The following is a 19108-nucleotide window of genomic DNA, read 5'->3' as shown; positions in this document are numbered from 1 at the left end:
TATGTCTAACAGATTGCATAATACCTTGCTTAAGTTTAAGCCATATGATTATTTCATCGAATGGACCAAGGTCGTTGTGCTACCCGGTTTCGGCTCATTACCTCTATACACAGTTGCTGTCTTCTTTTTCCAAGAGATTGCCCGAGAATCACTATTAAATAAAGCAGCTGCACTTGCTTACAATTTTTTGCTCGCGATATTTCCCGGTGTCATCTTTCTGTTTACATTAATACCATACATTCCGGTCGATAATTTTCAGGAACAACTTTTATCATTTATTGCATTAGCTCTACCTGAGAATGCTTACGAAGTAATCCAGTCTACACTCGAAGATATCGTCATCAACCAGAACCGCGGATTACTATCATTCGGTTTTATAGCTGCATTATTTTTCTCCACCAACGGACTAACATCCCTAATGAATGCGTTTAATAAAGCTTCCCTAATTTCCGAAACGCGAGGGTGGTTTCGTCAGCGTTTAGTTTCCATTGGACTATCCTTTATGGTCGTTGTTGCCCTAGCAATTGGCTTTACAATCATCACCATTTCCAGCCATATTTTCACATACATAAAATCTCTGATGGACATTGCCGAAAGTTTCTGGTTAAACCTTATTTACGTAACGCGGTGGTTTATTTTGGCTGCCGTGTACTTGTTTACTGTCAGCATGGTATATAAATTTGGCCCCGCATCATCTAAGCGATGGAAATTTTTCAGTCCTGGTGCCACACTCGCCACTATTTTAGCCATTCTCGTTTTTTGGGGGTTTGCTTATTACATTAACCATTTTAATGCATACAACCGTCTTTATGGATCCATCGGAACCCTCATAGTTATCATGATCTGGCTCTACCTTAATTCATTAATATTACTAATTGGCTTTGAACTCAATGCGGCTATTGAATTATCTAAACGAAGCATCAAAATCGTGAAACCTCGCTTCAACTCCTTCAAAAGCGACAAACCCGTTGAGGAACGTTATAAACGCTTTTAATAGCATCAAAATCCAAATAGTTTCCTTACATTTATTTAACATTGCCGGATCATCATCAAGATCCGTGACTAATTCATCACCTTATGACCAATAGAAAAGTATTTTTACAACAATCAGCATTACTTGCGGCTGGTGTATTAATGGGATCTGCTTGCACAAACTCGCCGAGCACCCAAAATGGCAAACAAACACCAAAGGACATCGGACTTCAACTGTTCACTTTACGCGAAATTATAGAAAAGGATGTGAGAGGCGTCCTCCAAAAAGTAGCAGAGATAGGATATAGCGATATCGAGCCATTTGGTTTTACTAGTCAAAACGGCTTCTGGGGATTCAGCCCGACGGAATTTAAACAAGTATTGACTGATCTGGGACTAAAAAGCTCTAGTGGGCATTACGGCTTTGACGAGTTTCTTCGTACCGATGAAAAAACAGATCTAATGGCAATTATTGAGGCCGCAAAAACAATCGGGAATGAATACGTCACCCTCCCCTGGCTATCGGACGATCTGCATGCCAATACAGATATGTACAAGCATGTCGCCGATAAAATGAACCAAATAGGTGAAATCTGTAAAGAATTAGGTCTAAAATTCGCATATCATAATCATGATTTTGAATTCGAGCAGCTTGAAGATGGAGGCAAAGGTTACGACATTTTCCTAACTGAATGTGATCCCAAGCTAGTCGACTTCGAATTGGATTTGTATTGGATAATCCGAACGGGTAACGACCCCATCGCATTGTTCGACGCCCATCCAGGCAGGTTCACCATGTGGCATGTTAAAGATATTGATAAAGCAAATTCAGAATTAAATACAGAAATCGGTTCTGGAAGTATCGATTTTCAACCGATTTACGATGCAAGAGAAAAATCCGGATTAAAACACATGTTTGTCGAACAAGAAAACTTCTCTATTGACGCATTTGAAAGCATCAAACAAAGTTACGACTTCATTAACACCCAATGGAGTTAAGGAAAATAAGACACCGTTATTGCTAATTGCCTACCGGTGTTTCTTGTGATATCCCAATACGGAGATAATGGCTATCGAGGTGACTCCTCATACCATTTCGAAATTGTTCAGCACTACCATGCTTTAGAATTTCAACTAGATCCATATGTGATGTAAATTCACCGCTTGCTGGTGTCGACTCTAACAAGCCACTAGAGTGTACATATTCAAAAACAGGTAGCAGTATCTGCTGAAACTCCTTCAATGTTTTGTTTTGGCTAATTTCATAAAGTGTACTATGAAATTTCACTTCATGTTCAACCGAAAATATAGTCCGATCAGTCAACTCAGGCTCGTTGGAAACAATCTCCTCCAATTTATCAATGTCACCTTTGGTAATATGTTTAAATAATAAATCTGCCATCCCCACCTCCAAGACTAATCTCATTTCAAAAATATCTTTCAATGTTTCATCTGACAGCACTGTCGGATACAAGCCTTTCCGCAAAAGACTCATTACGTCCGGATTCGTCAAAACAGCTCCTCGTTTCTTTTTTGAATCTATTAAGCCAATCATCCTCAATCGTAACAACGCCTCCCGGATCACGGTCCGACTCACTCCTAAAATCTCAGCTAACTCAATTTCTTTCGGAATTGAATCTCCCATTTTGACTTTTTTACTAACAAAAAGATCAATAAGTTGTTTTTCAACCCTGTCTACCAATGATTTATTATCAATCTCTTTCAAGCTCTCTTTCATAATTTGGTTAAATCTATATCATTTCTTTTTTGAAACAATTTCGTTTTAAAATGTTAAAAACACCACAAAATAGGCAAAAGTAATGTATAACTTAAATTTTTTTAATAAGTTTGTTATTAATCAACGGCAAAACCTAAAAAACTCTGTGATTAGTTTTTCAGGAAAGAAATAACCAATAAGATGGTATAAAGTCTTATCGTTTCTGCCAAAACGTTAACGTAACCGAATTAAAAATTATGAGAAACCAAAATGCCGATTAAAAAAAAAGTCTTTTTTATGCAAAGCACGGTAACGTAACCGTTTGCGTAAGCTTTATACAAAAAAACAAAACAAACTAAAAACCACTTCACTCACACCTAATTAAAAAGTATGAAAGACCATTACAAATCCTTTAATCTGAGGAAACATGCATTGATTGGGTCGTTTTTATGTTTATTATGCTCAACAAGTACTGTCCTTGCAGCTGAAAAAACATATCGCACGAAAATCAATCAAATGACCTCAGTTCAAAATTCACAGCAACAAGTGAACGGAAAAGTTACCGCCGCTAACGGGGAACCTCTTATCGGAGTCACAGTAGCAGTCAAAGGAACAACGACAGGCGTTACAACTGACGGTGACGGCAATTACGCATTATCTGTTCCTGCGGGGGCCGAATTAGAATTCTCTTATGTGGGATACACTACCCAAACGATCAGTGTTGGCAGTCAAAGCCAAATTAACGTGACCTTGGAACCTGCCAGTGATTTGGAAGAAGTTGTCGTGGTAGGTTACGGAACACAAAAGAAAGTCAATTTGACTGGTTCGGTCGATGTTATCAATAGTGAAACCCTCGCCGATCGACCTGCTACTAACGTTGCTGATCTCATCAAAGGAGCATCGCCAAACACGAACATCACCATGAACATGCGAGGTGGTGAGCCGGGTGCTACCAGTACCTGGAACATCCGTGGTGTCGGATCTATTGGTGGAGGCTCTGCTCCCCTCGTCTTAGTAGATGGAGTCGAAATGGATTTGATGAATATAGATCCAGAAACCGTTGAATCCGTGACTGTTCTAAAAGACGCCTCCGCATCGGCTGTTTATGGATCAAGAGCCCCGTTCGGTGTCATCTTAATTACAACAAAAAAGGGTAAGGCAAATCAAGAGACTGCTATTAAATACACAAACAATCTATCTCTAGCTTCTCCTATTAAGCTACCTCACTTTGTTGATTCATATACTTGGGCAACTGCATACAACCAAGCCAACGCCAATGCTGGCCTGAATCCTGTGTATAGCGATGAACAAATGGAAAGAATCAAGGGCTATTTAGATGGCACTTTCCCTTATGAATATGATCCCGAAAACCCAATCGATAATATCTGGGCAGGACGTCGTAATGGAAATGCCAATAATGATTGGCCACATATCCTTTTAGCAGACAACTCATTTAGCCAAAAACATAACCTCGAGGCTTCTGGCGGTACAGAGAATACGCAGTATTATGTGGCTGGAGGATACACACATCAGAATGGAATGTACGCATTTGGTTACGACCATTACAAACGCTACAATCTATTAACAAATTTAAGTACTAAAGTAACCGACTGGTTAACCTTCAACTCCAACATCAAATATGCAAACGGCGAAACCGACTTCCCGATGGGTGAGACCACGGTTGGTCGTGAACATACATTCCGAGAAATGCTCATGTTCGCCCCAATGATGCCTCATTATAACATCAATGGTACGGTTCAAAGTCCGCTCATCCGATTACTTGAGGGTTCGGGTAGAGATGTTAACAAGGCAAACGACTTTGTGATGACCTTAGGCGGAGAGCTGGAACCCATTAAAGGATGGAAAACCAATGTTTCATATAACTATAACGTAAAAAACAACCGGGTCGAGCAAAATCCACGCCCTATTGATGTTGAACTTGGCGATGGGTCTATCGGCAACATCGGTAAACCTGCATCAACCTATACATCTGCATATTATAAAAATGAGTACAAGTTGTTTAACGCTACTACAGCTTATGAAACTACTATTCAGGATCATTACCTCAAAGCAATGGTCGGGTTTGAGCAAGAAGAAGAATTATATTCTAATTTAAGTGCAACTGTAGCTGACCTGATTTCAGATGATGTTCCTTCTATCTCAACAGGCTTAGGTGAAACTACAGTGAACGATGCTATTAGTCACTGGGCCACTCGTGGTGTTTTCGGTCGAATCAATTACAACTATAACGAAAAGTATCTTCTCGAAGTGAGTGCTCGCTATAATGGGTCGTCTCGCTTTCCAAAAAGAAAACCGTTGGGGATTTTTCCCATCCGCATCAATAGGGTATAACATCTCTAAAGAAGATTTCTGGGCAGATTTCGCACCTTCAATCAATGATCTGAAAGTCAGAGCATCTTACGGCTCTTTGGGCAATCAGAACGTATCAAACTACCTATATATATCGAGTATGACAGTTCATCCTGAACTTAACTGGATATTAGATGGAGAAAGACCAGCTTATTCCGTTGTACCATCTTTAATCAGCGATGACATTACCTGGGAAACAATAACTACTTTAAACTTCGGTTTAGACGCGAATTTATTAGAGAACCGGCTAGGCATTAATTTCGACTGGTATAACAGAGTGACAAGCAACATGATTGGGCCTGCTATGGTACTCCCCTATCCTTTGGGAGCTACCGCGCCACGAACTAACAACGCCGAACTTTCTACCCGTGGATTCGAATTAGTAGTTAGTTGGAATGATGTGATTAATACCGACTTCTCATATCACGGCAAAGTATCTTTAGGTGACAGCAAAACTAAAATTCTAAGTTACAAGGATGACAAGCAAAATGTGGGATCCTGGTATACTGGAAAAAATTATGGAGAGATCTGGGGTTTTGAAACTGCTGGAATTATTCAGACAGAAGGAGAGGAAATGGCAGATCAATCAAAGTATCACACAAGGTGGCAACCCGGCGACATCAAATATGCTGACCTAAATGGTGATGGCGTTATCAATGACGGCACAAGAACTCTTAACGATCACGGAGACTTAAAAGTAATTGGGAACACACGTCCTCGCTACAATATTGGCTTTGTCGGAGGTTTTAAATGGAAATCAATCGATTTCAGTATGTTCTGGCAAGGCATATTAAAACGTGACTATTACCCTCACTCTGGTTCACCACTTTTCTGGGGTATGACTAACGCGTGGGCTGCTTCGGGGTTATATCATGATTCCCCAGCTTTAGATTATTGGAGACCAGCAGATGAAACAAATATCTTAGGCCCTAATACGGATTCCTATCTTCCAAAACCATACTTCACCAATGAAACGAACAAAAATCGCCAAGTACAATCACGATACCTATTAGACGGTTCCTATGTACGTTTGAAAAACTTACAAATCGGATATAATCTATCTTCTAATATTCTGGAAAGATTACCAATTCGCAATGCAAGAATCTATGTTTCCGGCGAAAACCTAGTTACGATATCTGGACTACCAAAAATATTCGATCCAGAAACATCATTAGCAGCAGATCCTGCCAACGGTGGATATCTAACAAATGGGGTAATTTACCCGATGAATCGAATTATTTCTTTAGGCGTAAATATAACTTTCAAATAGTTAAAAAGAGTTAATCATGAAGAATTATAAAATCACTATAGCATTCATTGCAGGCATCTTCAGTTTATCCGCTTGTAATGACGATTTTTTAGACAGATATCCGCTAGATGCGGTGGCTTCAGATGTCTATTTCCAGAAGCCAAATGATCTAAAAGCGTATGTAAATCAATATTATAGTCAAACCTATTTCCCTAAATACGCGAATCATGGAAGCGACTATGACAGTGACATACAAATTCAATCGACAGTCAATACTCGTCTCGAAGGTACTCGCGTGGTTTCAACAACAGGCAGTATAGGCTTCGGTGCAGTTCGCAGTATTAATTACTTTTTTGACAACTACGAACGTGTCGCAGAGAACTATGATTTAGATGAATACAAACAATACCTTGGAGAAGCCTATTTCTTTAAGGCACTGATCTATAGCAATTTAGTAAAATCTTATGGAGATATCCAATGGTACGACTCTGAATTAGGAACTAGTGACGAAGCTCTATACAATCCACGTGATCCGCGAACCTTTGTCACCGATCGTATCTTGGCGTGTTTAGATACCGCTGCAATGTATTTATCAGAAGAGAAAACCAACGGCGATGCACGCGTCAACAAATGGATGGCGTTATTAATTCAGAGTCGTATCGCACTATATGAAGGAACTTGGCAAAAATACCATGCTGGGACACCCTTTGGGACTGATGGAGCTGATCCAAACAAATACTTAAATAAAGCAGCAGAGGCTGCAGCTGCGGTGATGGCGTCCGGTTTATATGATGTTTACTCAACTGGTGATCCCGACACAGATTATCAAACCTTGTTTAATCGGATGGATTATACCGGAAACAAAGAAGTTATGTTTTGGAGACGCTATGACAATGAATTATCTAGAGGAAACAGCTCATTCACAAACGACCGTAACTTCCGTATGGAAACTCCTACCAACAAAACGATGACTAAGCAAATGATGGATCTCTATTTGTGTATTGATGGCAAGCCTATCGCGGGAAACCCATTGTTTCAAGGACACGACAATCTGAGTGATGAAGCTGAAAACCGTGATCCCCGCTTCAAACAAACCATCGCAACGCCTGATCAAGTTTGGAAAATCTTAACTAACGGTACCACACAAAACTGGAGTCAAGTTTATAATCGCTTGAATAGTACGTCAGATTATATGGCACCTACCGGGTACGTTATCCAAAAAGGTTATAATCCAGATATGCAATATCACGTACAACAATATGAGGAAACACCGTCAATATTATACAGATATGCAGAAGTATTATTAAACTATGCAGAAGCTAAAGCAGAATTAGGTGAAATTACTCAAGGCGACCTAGACAATACAATCAACAAACTAAGAGCACGAGTAGGCATGCCAAAACTTGTGATGGGTAGTATCGCGAATGATCCAAATTGGAACTTTCCTGCCCTTTCTCCTCTCATTAATGAAATTAGAAGAGAACGTACGGTTGAATTGGTTGCCGAAGGTTTCCGTTGGGAAGATATCGCACGCTGGGCTGCAGCAGACGAGCTAATTGTTGGTCAACGTCCGAAGGGCTTCAAAGCAGCACAAGTAGGAGAAAATCCGTTCCCTGTTGATGGTGATGGATTCCTTGATCCATTTCAGAAAGCTATACCGAATGGCTATGGATTCAAACTAGACAGAGATTACCTCAATTCTGTTCCGGAAAGCGAGATCGTATTAAATCCAGCACTAACACAAAACCCTGGCTGGTAGTCCTTTTTGGTTAAAGGTGATGTGGGAGGGCGTAGAGATACGTCCTCCTTTTTTATTTCATCTAAACTCTATTTCTGCTATATTTACTTACAAGCGTAGGCGATTAGTATAAACCTGAATCATGAATAAGCAAATCAATTTCCTTGTAGCGATATTGTGTATAATTAAGCTAACGCTTCATGCTTTAGCAGATAGTCATTCAGGTTTACATAGCGATGAACTTCTTCATATAGAGACCGGCAACCATTTGGCATTGGGTTATATGGAGTTTCCACCTTTCATTGGTCTACTCGCTTCCATACAGAACCTGTTCCATTCAGAGTCTATCTTCATCCACCATATTTCTGTCTACGTCGCCATTGTCTTTATTTTTATACTCACAGCCAAAACCGTAGTCGAGTTCGGTGGAGAAATCCGTGCAGTATTTCTCGCACTCTTGGCCATTCTCATTTCACCCGGTCACGCCGGTTCCCAACAGTTATTCCAGCCAGTTGTCTTCAGTCAGCTCTTTTGGATTTTATCGTTTTATCAACTCCTTCGGTATATTAAATACTTGGATAAACGCTATTTATGGTATCTTACTTTTAGTGTGACATTAGCATTCCTGACAAAATATGATGCATTCTTTTTTATATCCGGACTAGCGGCACTTCTGTTCTTTAAACATACCCGACAGTCCTTATTCGTTCATCAATTTTGGTGGAACATCCTTTTCTTTCTTCTCATCATAAGTCCAAACATCTATTGGCAATATGCGAATAACTTCCCCATGTTCATGATGTTTGGCAGGCTCTATGAAACACAACTAAATGAGCTTACTACGAGCGGAATCCTTGTCGAGCTATTTCTATCAATCAACCCATTGAACATACTCTTTATCGCAGTTGCAGTTATTTACATGTTTCAGACAGACATGAAACACTATCGACCAGCAGGTCTAGCTATCCTTTTGTCAATTATCTTTCTGATATTGAGCAAGGGAAAGAGCTATTATTTTTTCCCGACCATATTGACCATCTTTCCATTTGGTGCGGTTTACTTGGAACGAGTAATGATCTCAGGAAAGAAGTGGCTATTCTACCCGCTCAGCATAGTGTTGCTCATCGGCGTTATCCTCATCCCAATAGCACTACCCCTACATGCATTAAAAGATTACCTCAACACCTATTACCCTTATGTAAAAGAAGATGTTAAAGGCTCCAAATACCCTCTACGATTTGAACAGCGGTATATCCACCTGCAGTGGCAAGAAACCATGAGCGCGTTGACTGAAGTATATCAATCGCTAAATCCGGTCGAGCGGGAAGATGTACTGATTTGGGGCAAACATTACGGGCAGGCCGGAGCGGTCAACCTCTTCGGTGATCGCTATGAGCTGCCAAATGCCTTTTCAACACATGGCAGCTTTTACAGCTGGTTACCACATGGAATTATCCCACAAACAGTTATCGCCTTACGTTATAGTGAGGCAGATGGAGGTAGACATTTCGAACCGTACTTCGAAGAAGTCGTCTTTGTAAAAAGCATCTATAACCCATACGCCGATGAAGAAGAAAGATTGTGGCAGAGTATCTTTATCTGCCGAAATCCAAAATTAACCTTTGATGAACTCAAAACTCTCTTTGCCCACAGAATATTCGAATAGAAGAACTAGATCAAGAATATTAAGTATATTTAGGACTCAAATACTTTAATACTATGAAGAAAATATTAGTTCCTGTAGATTTCTCAGATAACGCATTTGTCGCAACACGTTATGCTGCCAATTTGGCCAAAGACTTAAACTGGACTATCCACCTCATTCACAGCTACCTTAGTTATTCGTCCAATTTTGCAACTGAAGAATTCAATCAAGAGGTCTATGACAATGAAACTGAAATTGCGAGTCAAAACATGAAGCAGTTTCTTGAAGATGTCAGAGCAGACTTTTCAGAAATTGAGTTTACTAGCGAAGTTAAAGATGGTGTTCTAGCAAATATTTTAAAAGAAATAACAAAAAGTGATGAGTATGATCTTATCATCATGGGAACAAAGGGTGCATCGGGGTTGAAACATGTGGTCCTTGGAACCAATACGTTCGATGTAATCAAAAAGTCAACGATACCAACATTAGCAGTTCCCGTACAACCTTTTTCCACTATCCTATCGCGCGCCGGCCTTCTCACTAATTTTAAAGAATCAGAAATCGAAGTATTGGATGCCTATATTAAAGTCTTTGGCAAACCAGACAGTCTGGTTCTATTCCACATTCTTGAGAAAGGCGGCATCAAATCCGAAGACGATCTCAAAGCATGGGCAGAACAAATCAAAGTCAAAACGGGAGTTGAAAACGTAGAATACATTGTTCAGGAAATGGTCGGGCGACTAGATGTCAGAGAACATTTTCCTGATTACATTTTCAACCTCACCGAGTCTCAAAACCTTGGAATTCTATTAGTTACTAAAGAACGGAGAAATTTTATGAACAGACTGTTCTCCAAAAGCCTGGTGAAAGCCTTGGCACACCAGCTAAAGACACCAATATTCTTTCATGCGGGTTAACGTACGAACTATTTTACAGGTACAACAAGCTCCGTCACCAAATGTTCATCGGGAGAAACAACTATATTTTGGACCTCAACGCTTAGGGTAGTTGATGCCGGGTATTCCCAAACGGCGTCTAGCAACACTGTTGTTGTTTCCTTCGATTTTAAGATAGTCTTTCCTAATGGTAACGCATCCAATATAAAATCGGTCTTGAAATTCACTTCAAAATCCATAGCTGATTTATTGTAAATGTCTATTTGTAACTGCGGACGGTTCTTTGCATTGATCTTTTTTGTAGTGACATCCAACGATGCTTTGAAGAGCGTTTCGACGTCATCGTTGCGACCGATAAGCATATTCTTTGAGTAAACAGCCGTTCTACGGTTAAAAATAGCTTCCTTTACTCCCTCCTGAGTCTTATCTTTCGCCAGGACGATCGTAATCGGTCTGCTGTTCTCCGGTAGGCCCCAATGCGCATCTGAATTTCCAAACATTGTCAAATTATACTTCATCGCCATGCGGTGAGCAATCACATTATAGCGTCCCCCATTGACTACCTCCACACCGCCTAAAAGCCCTTTATCCAATAAGTCCTGATGAATATCGGTAAATAGCTCGCGATCATCTGAAGGAACCCACCATCCGTAAGACGGATGATTATAAAATACAAATGCCCCCTGTTTCTCCGCGGCCTCAAAAGGTGCAAGAAGCTCAGACTCTTTTATATTGTCTTTCATACCAAAGGTACCCTCGCTATCTTTCATGTAGCCGTAAGGAAAAGCATCCAAATCGGTAGCAAAAAGCACGTTATTATGATAAGGTGCGACACGCGGAGAAATTTCTACTCCCTTAATTATTAAGATTCCTCTCTCTTCGGCTTCTTCCAATGCAATTTCGTATCCCCGTTCCCGATTTCGTTCTATATCATCAGCATAGCCTTCATAGTCGGTGTGCTCCGTTATGGCAATCACATCCAATCCATCTCTTGCTGCCTCTTGCACCCGCAAAGTCGGCCAAACATGGCCATCAGAAAACACGGTATGCATATGGAAGTCGCCAGCTAGCACTTTGTAACCAGGGACCTCCGGGAACCAACGTACATCTGCCTTTTGTCCATAGATCGGTGCAACGGCGCACAATACCAAACAAGCTAATGTAATAAGTTTTGTTTTCATATATAATATACTGACAATTAATATGTTATTTATTATACTCAAATCCAGCCAACACCGCATATTCCGCAGCAAAAGTAAATTGAAACATGCCCTCCACCTGATTGCTGTTTTTATCTTCGTTCCAGCCGTTTAGCAAGTCGGTCGGCAACACTCCGTCCTGAAGATAGTGGTCAAATCCATAGTCTAGGTTCTGCTGAAAGGTATGGATATAATCTGCCACTCCCTCGTATTCCGGGTAGAGGTCTAAATAACCCCTCAATAGCACGCCATTGAACCAGTTCCGAAAGCCACCTATATCGTAGCTATAATAACCTGAGATGTCTTTTCCCTTTACCGCAAAATAATTAAAACTATTATCTGACAACAATTTAGCATCATCTATATATTCTTTGCCTTTAGATACACGATAGAGGTCGGCAGCACCTGATAACATCGTACCACTGTTATAAGTATAAGGTTGTCCTACCGCATCGGTCACACGAGTGTTCGCCCGATAACGTTCACCATCAATAGTCTCGTAAGCAATCTTACAAGACCCGCACCCGCCCATCATATCTGCATAAACACCCTTTGCGTTCAGAAGTTTTTCTTTCTGCCAATCATATATTTTCTTTGCGTAATCAAGATAATGTTCTGCCTTTTTACGTTGTACCGATTTCCGGCTTCTTTGGTCGGCAGGATCGATGAAACGGTATTCTATCTGTTCGTCGCTAGACTCATAGATCTCATGCAACCAGACAAGGGGACTGATCAATGGACCGTTACTGCAGGCATGCTTTGTAACATAACCCGGTCCCCAAGGAATTCCACCATGTTCGTTCCCTTCTTCATCCAGCGTCGTATCCCAACCATCCAGAACATATTCCGTTAGATATTCAGCCTTCTCCAAGTAGGTCTTCTGTCCAGTTATCCGATAAGATTCTATGAGCTCGCGGATCAGCCACATTTGATCGTCGTACACATTGTAGATACCAGTAACCTTTGCTTTCCCTTTTTGATTTACTCGATCTACCGCATATACAGACCAAGTTTTCGTTTGGGTGAAAGAAGTTAACTCAAAGGTTCCCAAATAATAATCAGCTTTGTCATAAAGCCGGGATAACAATTCTGCATACTTGGAGAAATTCTCATCGTACAGTTCAGTTTCACCGCTTTTTTTCGCTGACTCCAACGAATGAAGGATGGCATTCACTCCTTCAATAGCACTGGTATACATCCATACACTTCCTCGTTCCTCCGACAATTCTTTCTTAAAGGGGTTGTAGAAGCGTGCCATCGCCATCTCCTCTCCTACAAAATAATGAGCTACGGCTGAATCTAGGATCGTAATTGCCCGCTTCAGATTTCGTGTCGCCAAAGCGGATGAGGGTGTCTCATTATCTTTTTTAGTTTCTGTTTTATTATATACACTGCAACCTAAAATCGTAAACATAAAAATTGTGAACGCAGTGAGAATAATTGGTTTTGGTCTCTTTCTAAGCATTGTCAAATATAACATTCATTTGCTAAATCCTTTTATCTATAAAATGAATTTTATGACAATTCTTCATAAAATAACACTAGGTACATTTCTTGATAAGAAACAGTAAAGGAGTAAAAATGAAAGATTTCAACAACAAAATAAATATCGAAGACATCCAGGATCCAACGAGAGACTTCTACATAAGCTTTAAAGAAAAATTGAATGCAGTAGAACAATTTCCTTCATTCTATACTTTTAAATTCATCGTCAAAAATGATTCTGACAATAACGAGCGCGTTAAGAGCATTTTCGACCATCCTAGTGTGAAGTTTTCAGACAAAGCTTCCTCCGGAGGGAAATATACCTCAATCACAGTACAAGCATTCGTAAACAATGCTGATGAGGTTATCGATTATTATAAAAAAGTAGCTGCAATACCGGATATTATGATGCTTTAGGCTACCGAGTATTACTAGTGCTTTTGCAGACTCTTACCCGTCTTCATTGCATGTAAAACATTACGTTTGGCTGCGAGGATAGCGGGTGAGAGTTCTTCATCATCCATCATCTCCAATGCAGCTCTAAGTTCCCCCTTTAATTCCGGAATCGACCGGCAAAGCTCATAAGCAATTTTTATGCAGAGCGATTGAACGGCTAACGGATGTTGCAATGAAAATATCCCTTCTAGACAGAAATCAAGAAAATCCACTCGTTCCGAATCTGCCAAGGGTTGCCGATACAAGATCGTAAGAAGCTGCCTCCGCAGACCCGGATGCTCACAAGTCATCGCCAGATCAATCAATTCGTTTCGCCTTTCAAACAACCATTCGTTTTCCTTTTGGAAAAAATGGCTCATCACCCATCCGGCATGATAAGCAACTTTCATATCTGAATCAAAAAGCAGTTTATACAACTCCAATTTCCTTTCCGCATCGCCCTTTACGTATTTTATTATATTCTTTATATCAACGATGTAAATACGATCAGCGAGTTGTTTCTTTAGGTTCATTATGGTCTCAATTAGGAATCGGTTTATTCATTTTGCTATAGAAAGGTATTTTGATCACAAGCGTTATCCAAGTCGGCTTATTTACACTATTTTTATTTCCTGCTGTAAAGTAGCAAAAATTCCCTATTTTGCGATCCTCTTAAGTCAAAACACTAAATAAAAGGATAAAAATAGAAAATTGAACAAAAAAACAAGAGATATCATCACCATTGGATTCGCGTTATTTGCTATGTTCTTTGGTGCCGGGAACCTACTTTTACCGCCTTATATTGGAATACAGATCGGCGATCATGTCTGGACGACGATCTTAGCGTTCGGACTAACGGGTATTTTATTACCTTTCTTAGGAATCTTGTCTGTTGTCAGTGCCGGTGAGCGCTTTGAAGATCTCGGAGCTAAAATACACCCACTTCTTTCGCCTATTCTGGGAACCACTATTATGCTTTGCATTGGTCCGTTAATCGCCATCCCACGCACTGCGGCGACAACCTATGAGGTGGGTATACTACCTTCCTTTCCAGAATCTACCCCTGTTTGGACCTCCATCGGTTTCTTCCTTGTGACTTTAGCTCTGACCATTCGTCCAACCCGCGTCGTGGATATCATTGGCAACATCCTAACACCACTACTACTGATTCTCTTAATCCTTTTAATACTGATCGGCATCATTTCTCCATCAAGTGATTATGGTGAAACCAACCTTAGTCAAGGTAAAGCATTTACACTGGGTTTTGTAGAAGGATATCAAACGCTGGATGTGTTAGCGTCAGTCATTTTTGCCGGAATTATTATTGCTGCGTCCCGAGCTAAAGGCTACCATACAACAAAGTCCAAAATGCAGGTAGTCATTACCGCAGGCATTCTATCATCTTTCTTTCTTTTCGTAATCTACGGTGGCTTGGTTTATCTAGGAGCCGTTTCGGGTATTACTGACATGAGCATTATGCGCTCAGAACTATTACTGCATATCTCAAACTCTGAGCTCGGACAATACGGCACACTTGCGATAGCGATTGCTATAGCGCTTGCTTGCCTTACAACGGCTATTGCGCTGGTTTCAGCTTTCGGAAACTTCTTTTCGTCACTTACAAAAAACGCATTAAGGTATGAGCTACTTGTGACCATTTGCTGCATAGCGTCTTGTATACTTTCAATTACTGGAGTAGACAATATAATCACCTTCGCTTACCCAATTTTAAGTTTTGTATATCCGATCGCAATTACCCTCGTACTTTATTACATTTTCTTTGCACGCATCGTACGGAATCGGAAACCTTATATCGCCGCACTATTGGCATCAACTGTAATCGCGGTGTTTTACCTGTCAAGACAGCTGGGACTTATTGACAATGAAATGATTGTGTTATTAAATCGCATTCCGCTCTTTCAATATGAATTAGGGTGGGTCATCCCCTCAGCAGTTGCTTTTTTAGCCACTTGGGCAATCACAGGATCGACCGATAAAACAACACAACAATCAGCATAACCAAGATATCTCCTATTTCTTGAAAGGGATAAACATCACATTAAGCCGTCTAATAGCTTTCGATTTATTTCTTTTTTAATTTTGTTTTCTATAACAATGTTTATTATTATTGTATTTACTTTCCTTATCTCTTAAAAATAAAGCGAAAACGAATTTCGAACTGTTTCGATAAAATTAACACGAAAGGAATTTGTTTTAATTTAAAGAGTTAACGATTGGTGAAGTCGAAACCTTGCCTAAATTTTTGCAACCTAATAATACAGCACAATGAAAAACCTAAAATTTCTATCCCAACAGAAACAGCGATGCCTGTTACGGTGCTTAGCAACCTTTAGCCTACTCTGTTGCTTAGTTCCGATCAGCAGCACCCACGCACAGGAGTTGATTGAGGTACAGGGAACTGTAAAGTCCGCCGAAGATGGCGAATCACTACCGGGTGTTTCCATTATGGGGAACAACAATCCACTGGCATCAACCGACAATAGCGGACAATTCACACTTTCCGTTGCTACGGGCACCGAATTAAAATTCCAGTTTATCGGAATGCAATCGCAAACGATCACCGTTTCGCAAAATACAAAGTCAGTCAACATCTCATTACAACGGGCTACGAACGATCTAGAAGATGTAGTCGTGATCGGCTATGGCGAGCGTGAAAGAAAGAACCTGACCGGCGCTATTACAACGGTAAATATGGAAGACCGTGAAAATCAACCCATCACAAATGTCAGTAACGCATTACACGGGGTTCCCGGACTGTACACTAACTTGAGCAATAGTATGCCGGGGGTAGACAGAGCAACCATCCGTATTCGCGGTGTGGGAACGCTGAACAATAGCAATCCATTGGTTTTGGTTGATGGCGTAGAATACTCGATGGATGAGCTTAATCCGGCCGATATCGCAAATATCACTATTCTAAAGGATGCTTCCGCAGCTATTTACGGATCGCGAGCTGCTAATGGTGTTATTCTAGTTACCACCAAAACGGGAAGAGGAAAATCAAAGGTTGATTACAATTATTATATCGGTTCGCAGCAAGCGACCCGGCTGCCAGATGCGATATGGGACCCAATAGCTTATATGCGCTTAAAAAACCAGGCAGGGTTAAATAGTGGCAAATCACAACCTGAATACTCCGATGAAATCATATCAGAATACGAAGCTGGAGTAGGCAAAGACCCTTATCTCTATCCCGCCAGCAACTGGTTTGATATTGCCATGGAACCTGGCTTGATGCAAAAACACGATCTAAGTTTTTCAGGATCATCAGAAACCATCAACTACCGGATATCGTTAGGTTATCTAGACCGGGATGGGATCATCATCGGCCCCAATAACAACGAGAACAAATACTCACTTGGAATTAACACCTCAGCTAAAGTCAACGATCGGCTGACCGTTGGATTAACTATGAACGGGTACTACCGCAATTATACGCAACCGGTATATGGCAACGGCGATTTTTGGAAAGGTGTAATGCGTGCTCTCCCCCTTTTGCCCGACACCTTGGCAAACGGTGCTTATGGCGTTCCTACCATCAGAACCCAGGGGAGGAACAACTGGGAGCACCCGAGAATGCTCGCTGAAGAAGGAAATTACAAGAAAACCGTACAGCGCTTCTTAACAACATTGTACGCTGATTATCAATTACCGTTCAACTTAAAATACCATGCGAAACTAGGTATGGACAAGTACGATGGCTTTTTGGAACGCTTTGTACCACACATGACCAAGCAATTGAATCAACCGGATGAAAATGGAGATCCCATCATCCAGACTTGGAACAACCCGGCTACGGCACCAAGGGCTTATAACTATGATTATAACGATATGAGCCTGCACATATTCAACACCCTAAGCTGGGCGGGTAACTTCTCGGAAGATCACAACTTGAACCTGATGATCGGTGGCGGTTACGACTGGTACCATAGTCAAGGCTTTGATGCACAGACCACCGGTTACTTAGACGGATCACTTACCGCTATCGGCGTTGGAACAGAACGATTGGCAATCAATGGCTCTTCTACTGAAGATATCCTAATCTCCTATTTCGGACGCGCTAATTACGACTACAAAGAGAAATACCTCTTGGAGTTAACCGCTCGTTATGACGGATCTTCACGCTTTGCACCGGGAAAGCGCTGGGGCTTCTTCCCCGGAGCATCGGCAGCTTGGCGCCTTGACAAAGAAGCTTTTATGGAAGACAGCTTCTTTGACTTCTTCAAATTAAGAGCATCCGTTGGCTCCATGGGTAATCAAGCTGTTTCACTTTATAGCTATGAGCAATCCATTGTACTCGGACAAGACTATTCCTTCGGAGGAGCGTTGGTATCCGGCGCGGCTACCAATTCCTATTCCGATCCTAATATCTCTTGGGAGACAACGACCAGTTATAACCTGGGTGTTGATCTAGGGATTTTCAATAACAAATTAAGCTTTACAGGTGAAGTGTACAAAAGACGCACTACCGACATTCTGCGTACCGTAAACCTTCCGGCACAAGTCGGTAATCTCGGTGGCCCGAAAAGAAATGTTGGCACGGTAGACAATATGGGTTACGAGCTGAGCTTGGCTTATCGCGATCAGAAAGGCGATTGGTGGTATGATGTATCTGGTAACTTCAATTACAATAAAAATGAGGTGATCGACTTAGACGGCCAAATCCTTTATGACGATGGCACGAACCTATCCACCATTACTCAAGAAGGCTTACCAATGAACTCGCATTATCTGTTAGAAGCAGTAGGTATCTTCCAGACTGAAGAAGAAATTGAACAATGGGCAGACCAAGGTTCGGGTACCATTCCAGGCTTTATCAAATATCGGGATGTCAACGGAGACGGAATCATTAATGGAGACGACCGTGTCGTGATGAATTCATCGTCCATTATGCCAAAATATACATTCGGAGCACAATTCAACGTAGGCTACAAGGGCTTCGACCTAGGCGCCACCTTCCAAGGTGTAGCGGGCATGAAGGTCTACCCTACCGGAAACATTGCCTTTCCATTCAACAATGGGGCAAACGCCACTTGGGAATGGGCAACGGACGCATGGACACCTGAGAACACCAATGCACGACTACCGATCGTAACCGAAGCGAAAGACGGTCAGGCTAACTTCAGACGCTCCGACTTCTGGCTACGGGACGGATCGTATCTACGCATTCGTAACATCCAACTGGGTTACAGCCTTCCTGAACATTGGTTATCTCAGATCAAGGTACAAAATATCCATTTATACGTCAACTTACAGAACTATTTCACCTTCAGTAAGTACAAGGATTACGACCCTGAAACATCGGTGAATGTAAGCTCCCTCTACCATTACCCGATGGTCAAAACCATCAGCGGTGGAATCAATGTTACTTTTTAAAACCT

Annotated in this window: 14 protein-coding genes; 10 read left to right on the top strand and 4 right to left on the bottom strand. The window is 41.2% G+C overall.

Going from position 1 to position 19108, the window contains the following annotated elements:
- The first annotated feature begins 1 nt into the window (after nt 1).
- Both D3P12_RS09200 and D3P12_RS09195 read left to right on the top strand, forming a co-directional pair.
- Nucleotides 2-994, top strand: coding sequence for a YihY/virulence factor BrkB family protein (locus D3P12_RS09200; RefSeq protein WP_118194846.1), 993 nt, complete (start codon nt 2-4; stop codon nt 992-994).
- Nucleotides 995-1077: 83 nt separating this feature from the next.
- A complete protein-coding gene (locus D3P12_RS09195) occupies nt 1078-1971 on the top strand; it encodes a sugar phosphate isomerase/epimerase family protein (RefSeq protein WP_118194844.1) in 894 nt (297 codons plus the stop codon).
- 22 nt (nt 1972-1993) lie between these two features.
- Here the strand turns inward: D3P12_RS09195 and D3P12_RS09190 are convergent, their stop codons facing one another.
- Entirely contained in the window at nt 1994-2710 is a 717-nt protein-coding gene (locus D3P12_RS09190; RefSeq protein WP_118194842.1) for a FadR/GntR family transcriptional regulator, read from the bottom strand.
- 495 nt (nt 2711-3205) lie between these two features.
- Between D3P12_RS09190 and D3P12_RS09185 the strand changes: the two genes are divergently transcribed.
- The 5 genes from D3P12_RS09185 to D3P12_RS09165 all read left to right on the top strand — a co-directional run bounded on the left by D3P12_RS09185 (nt 3206) and on the right by D3P12_RS09165 (nt 10608).
- Nucleotides 3206-5041 carry a SusC/RagA family TonB-linked outer membrane protein gene (locus D3P12_RS09185; RefSeq protein ID WP_157970307.1) on the top strand — a complete coding sequence of 612 codons (1836 nt, stop codon included), beginning with the start codon at nt 3206-3208 and terminating at the stop codon, nt 5039-5041.
- On the top strand, nt 4974-6329 hold the full coding sequence (locus D3P12_RS09180) for a TonB-dependent receptor domain-containing protein (RefSeq protein ID WP_118194838.1): 1356 nt from the start codon (nt 4974-4976) through the stop codon (nt 6327-6329). The genes D3P12_RS09185 and D3P12_RS09180 overlap by 68 nt, the downstream gene beginning before the upstream one ends.
- 16 nt (nt 6330-6345) lie before the next feature.
- Nucleotides 6346-8067 (top strand): RagB/SusD family nutrient uptake outer membrane protein, encoded by a 1722-nt coding sequence (locus tag D3P12_RS09175; protein WP_118194836.1) that lies wholly within the window; start codon nt 6346-6348, stop codon nt 8065-8067.
- A 121-nt stretch (nt 8068-8188) separates the two neighbouring features.
- Nucleotides 8189-9712, top strand: a complete 1524-nt coding sequence (locus D3P12_RS09170) for an ArnT family glycosyltransferase (protein ID WP_118194833.1) — start codon at nt 8189-8191, stop codon at nt 9710-9712.
- A gap of 53 nt (nt 9713-9765) precedes the next feature.
- Entirely contained in the window at nt 9766-10608 is an 843-nt protein-coding gene (locus tag D3P12_RS09165; protein WP_118194831.1) for a universal stress protein, read from the top strand.
- 8 nt (nt 10609-10616) lie between these two features.
- Here D3P12_RS09165 and D3P12_RS09160 read toward each other — a convergent pair whose 3' ends face one another.
- Together D3P12_RS09160 and D3P12_RS09155 are read right to left on the bottom strand one after the other, a co-directional pair.
- Entirely contained in the window at nt 10617-11768 is a 1152-nt protein-coding gene (locus D3P12_RS09160; RefSeq protein WP_118194830.1) for an Sb-PDE family phosphodiesterase, read from the bottom strand.
- 25 nt (nt 11769-11793) lie between these two features.
- The gene (locus tag D3P12_RS09155; protein WP_205941082.1) at nt 11794-13200 is read right to left on the bottom strand and encodes a glycoside hydrolase family 76 protein; all 1407 of its coding nucleotides are present in this window, start codon (nt 13198-13200) and stop codon (nt 11794-11796) included.
- A 167-nt stretch (nt 13201-13367) separates the two neighbouring features.
- Between D3P12_RS09155 and D3P12_RS09150 the strand changes: the two genes are divergently transcribed.
- Nucleotides 13368-13688 carry a DUF493 domain-containing protein gene (locus tag D3P12_RS09150; protein WP_118194828.1) on the top strand — a complete coding sequence of 107 codons (321 nt, stop codon included), beginning with the start codon at nt 13368-13370 and terminating at the stop codon, nt 13686-13688.
- A 14-nt stretch (nt 13689-13702) separates the two neighbouring features.
- Here the strand turns inward: D3P12_RS09150 and D3P12_RS09145 are convergent, their stop codons facing one another.
- The gene (locus D3P12_RS09145; protein WP_118194827.1) at nt 13703-14239 is read right to left on the bottom strand and encodes a hypothetical protein; all 537 of its coding nucleotides are present in this window, start codon (nt 14237-14239) and stop codon (nt 13703-13705) included.
- Nucleotides 14240-14417: 178 nt separating this feature from the next.
- On the opposite strand from D3P12_RS09145, the gene brnQ reads away from it, so the two are divergent.
- Nucleotides 14418-15725 carry a branched-chain amino acid transport system II carrier protein gene (brnQ, locus tag D3P12_RS09140; RefSeq protein ID WP_118194825.1) on the top strand — a complete coding sequence of 436 codons (1308 nt, stop codon included), beginning with the start codon at nt 14418-14420 and terminating at the stop codon, nt 15723-15725.
- 267 nt (nt 15726-15992) lie between these two features.
- On the top strand, nt 15993-19103 hold the full coding sequence (locus D3P12_RS09135; protein WP_118194823.1) for a SusC/RagA family TonB-linked outer membrane protein: 3111 nt from the start codon (nt 15993-15995) through the stop codon (nt 19101-19103).
- The last annotated feature ends 5 nt before the right edge of the window (nt 19104-19108 follow it).

The sequence above is a fragment of the Pedobacter indicus genome, assembly GCF_003449035.1.
Taxonomy (GTDB): domain Bacteria; phylum Bacteroidota; class Bacteroidia; order Sphingobacteriales; family Sphingobacteriaceae; genus Albibacterium; species Albibacterium indicum.
This window is presented reverse-complemented; position numbering and strand designations above follow the sequence as displayed.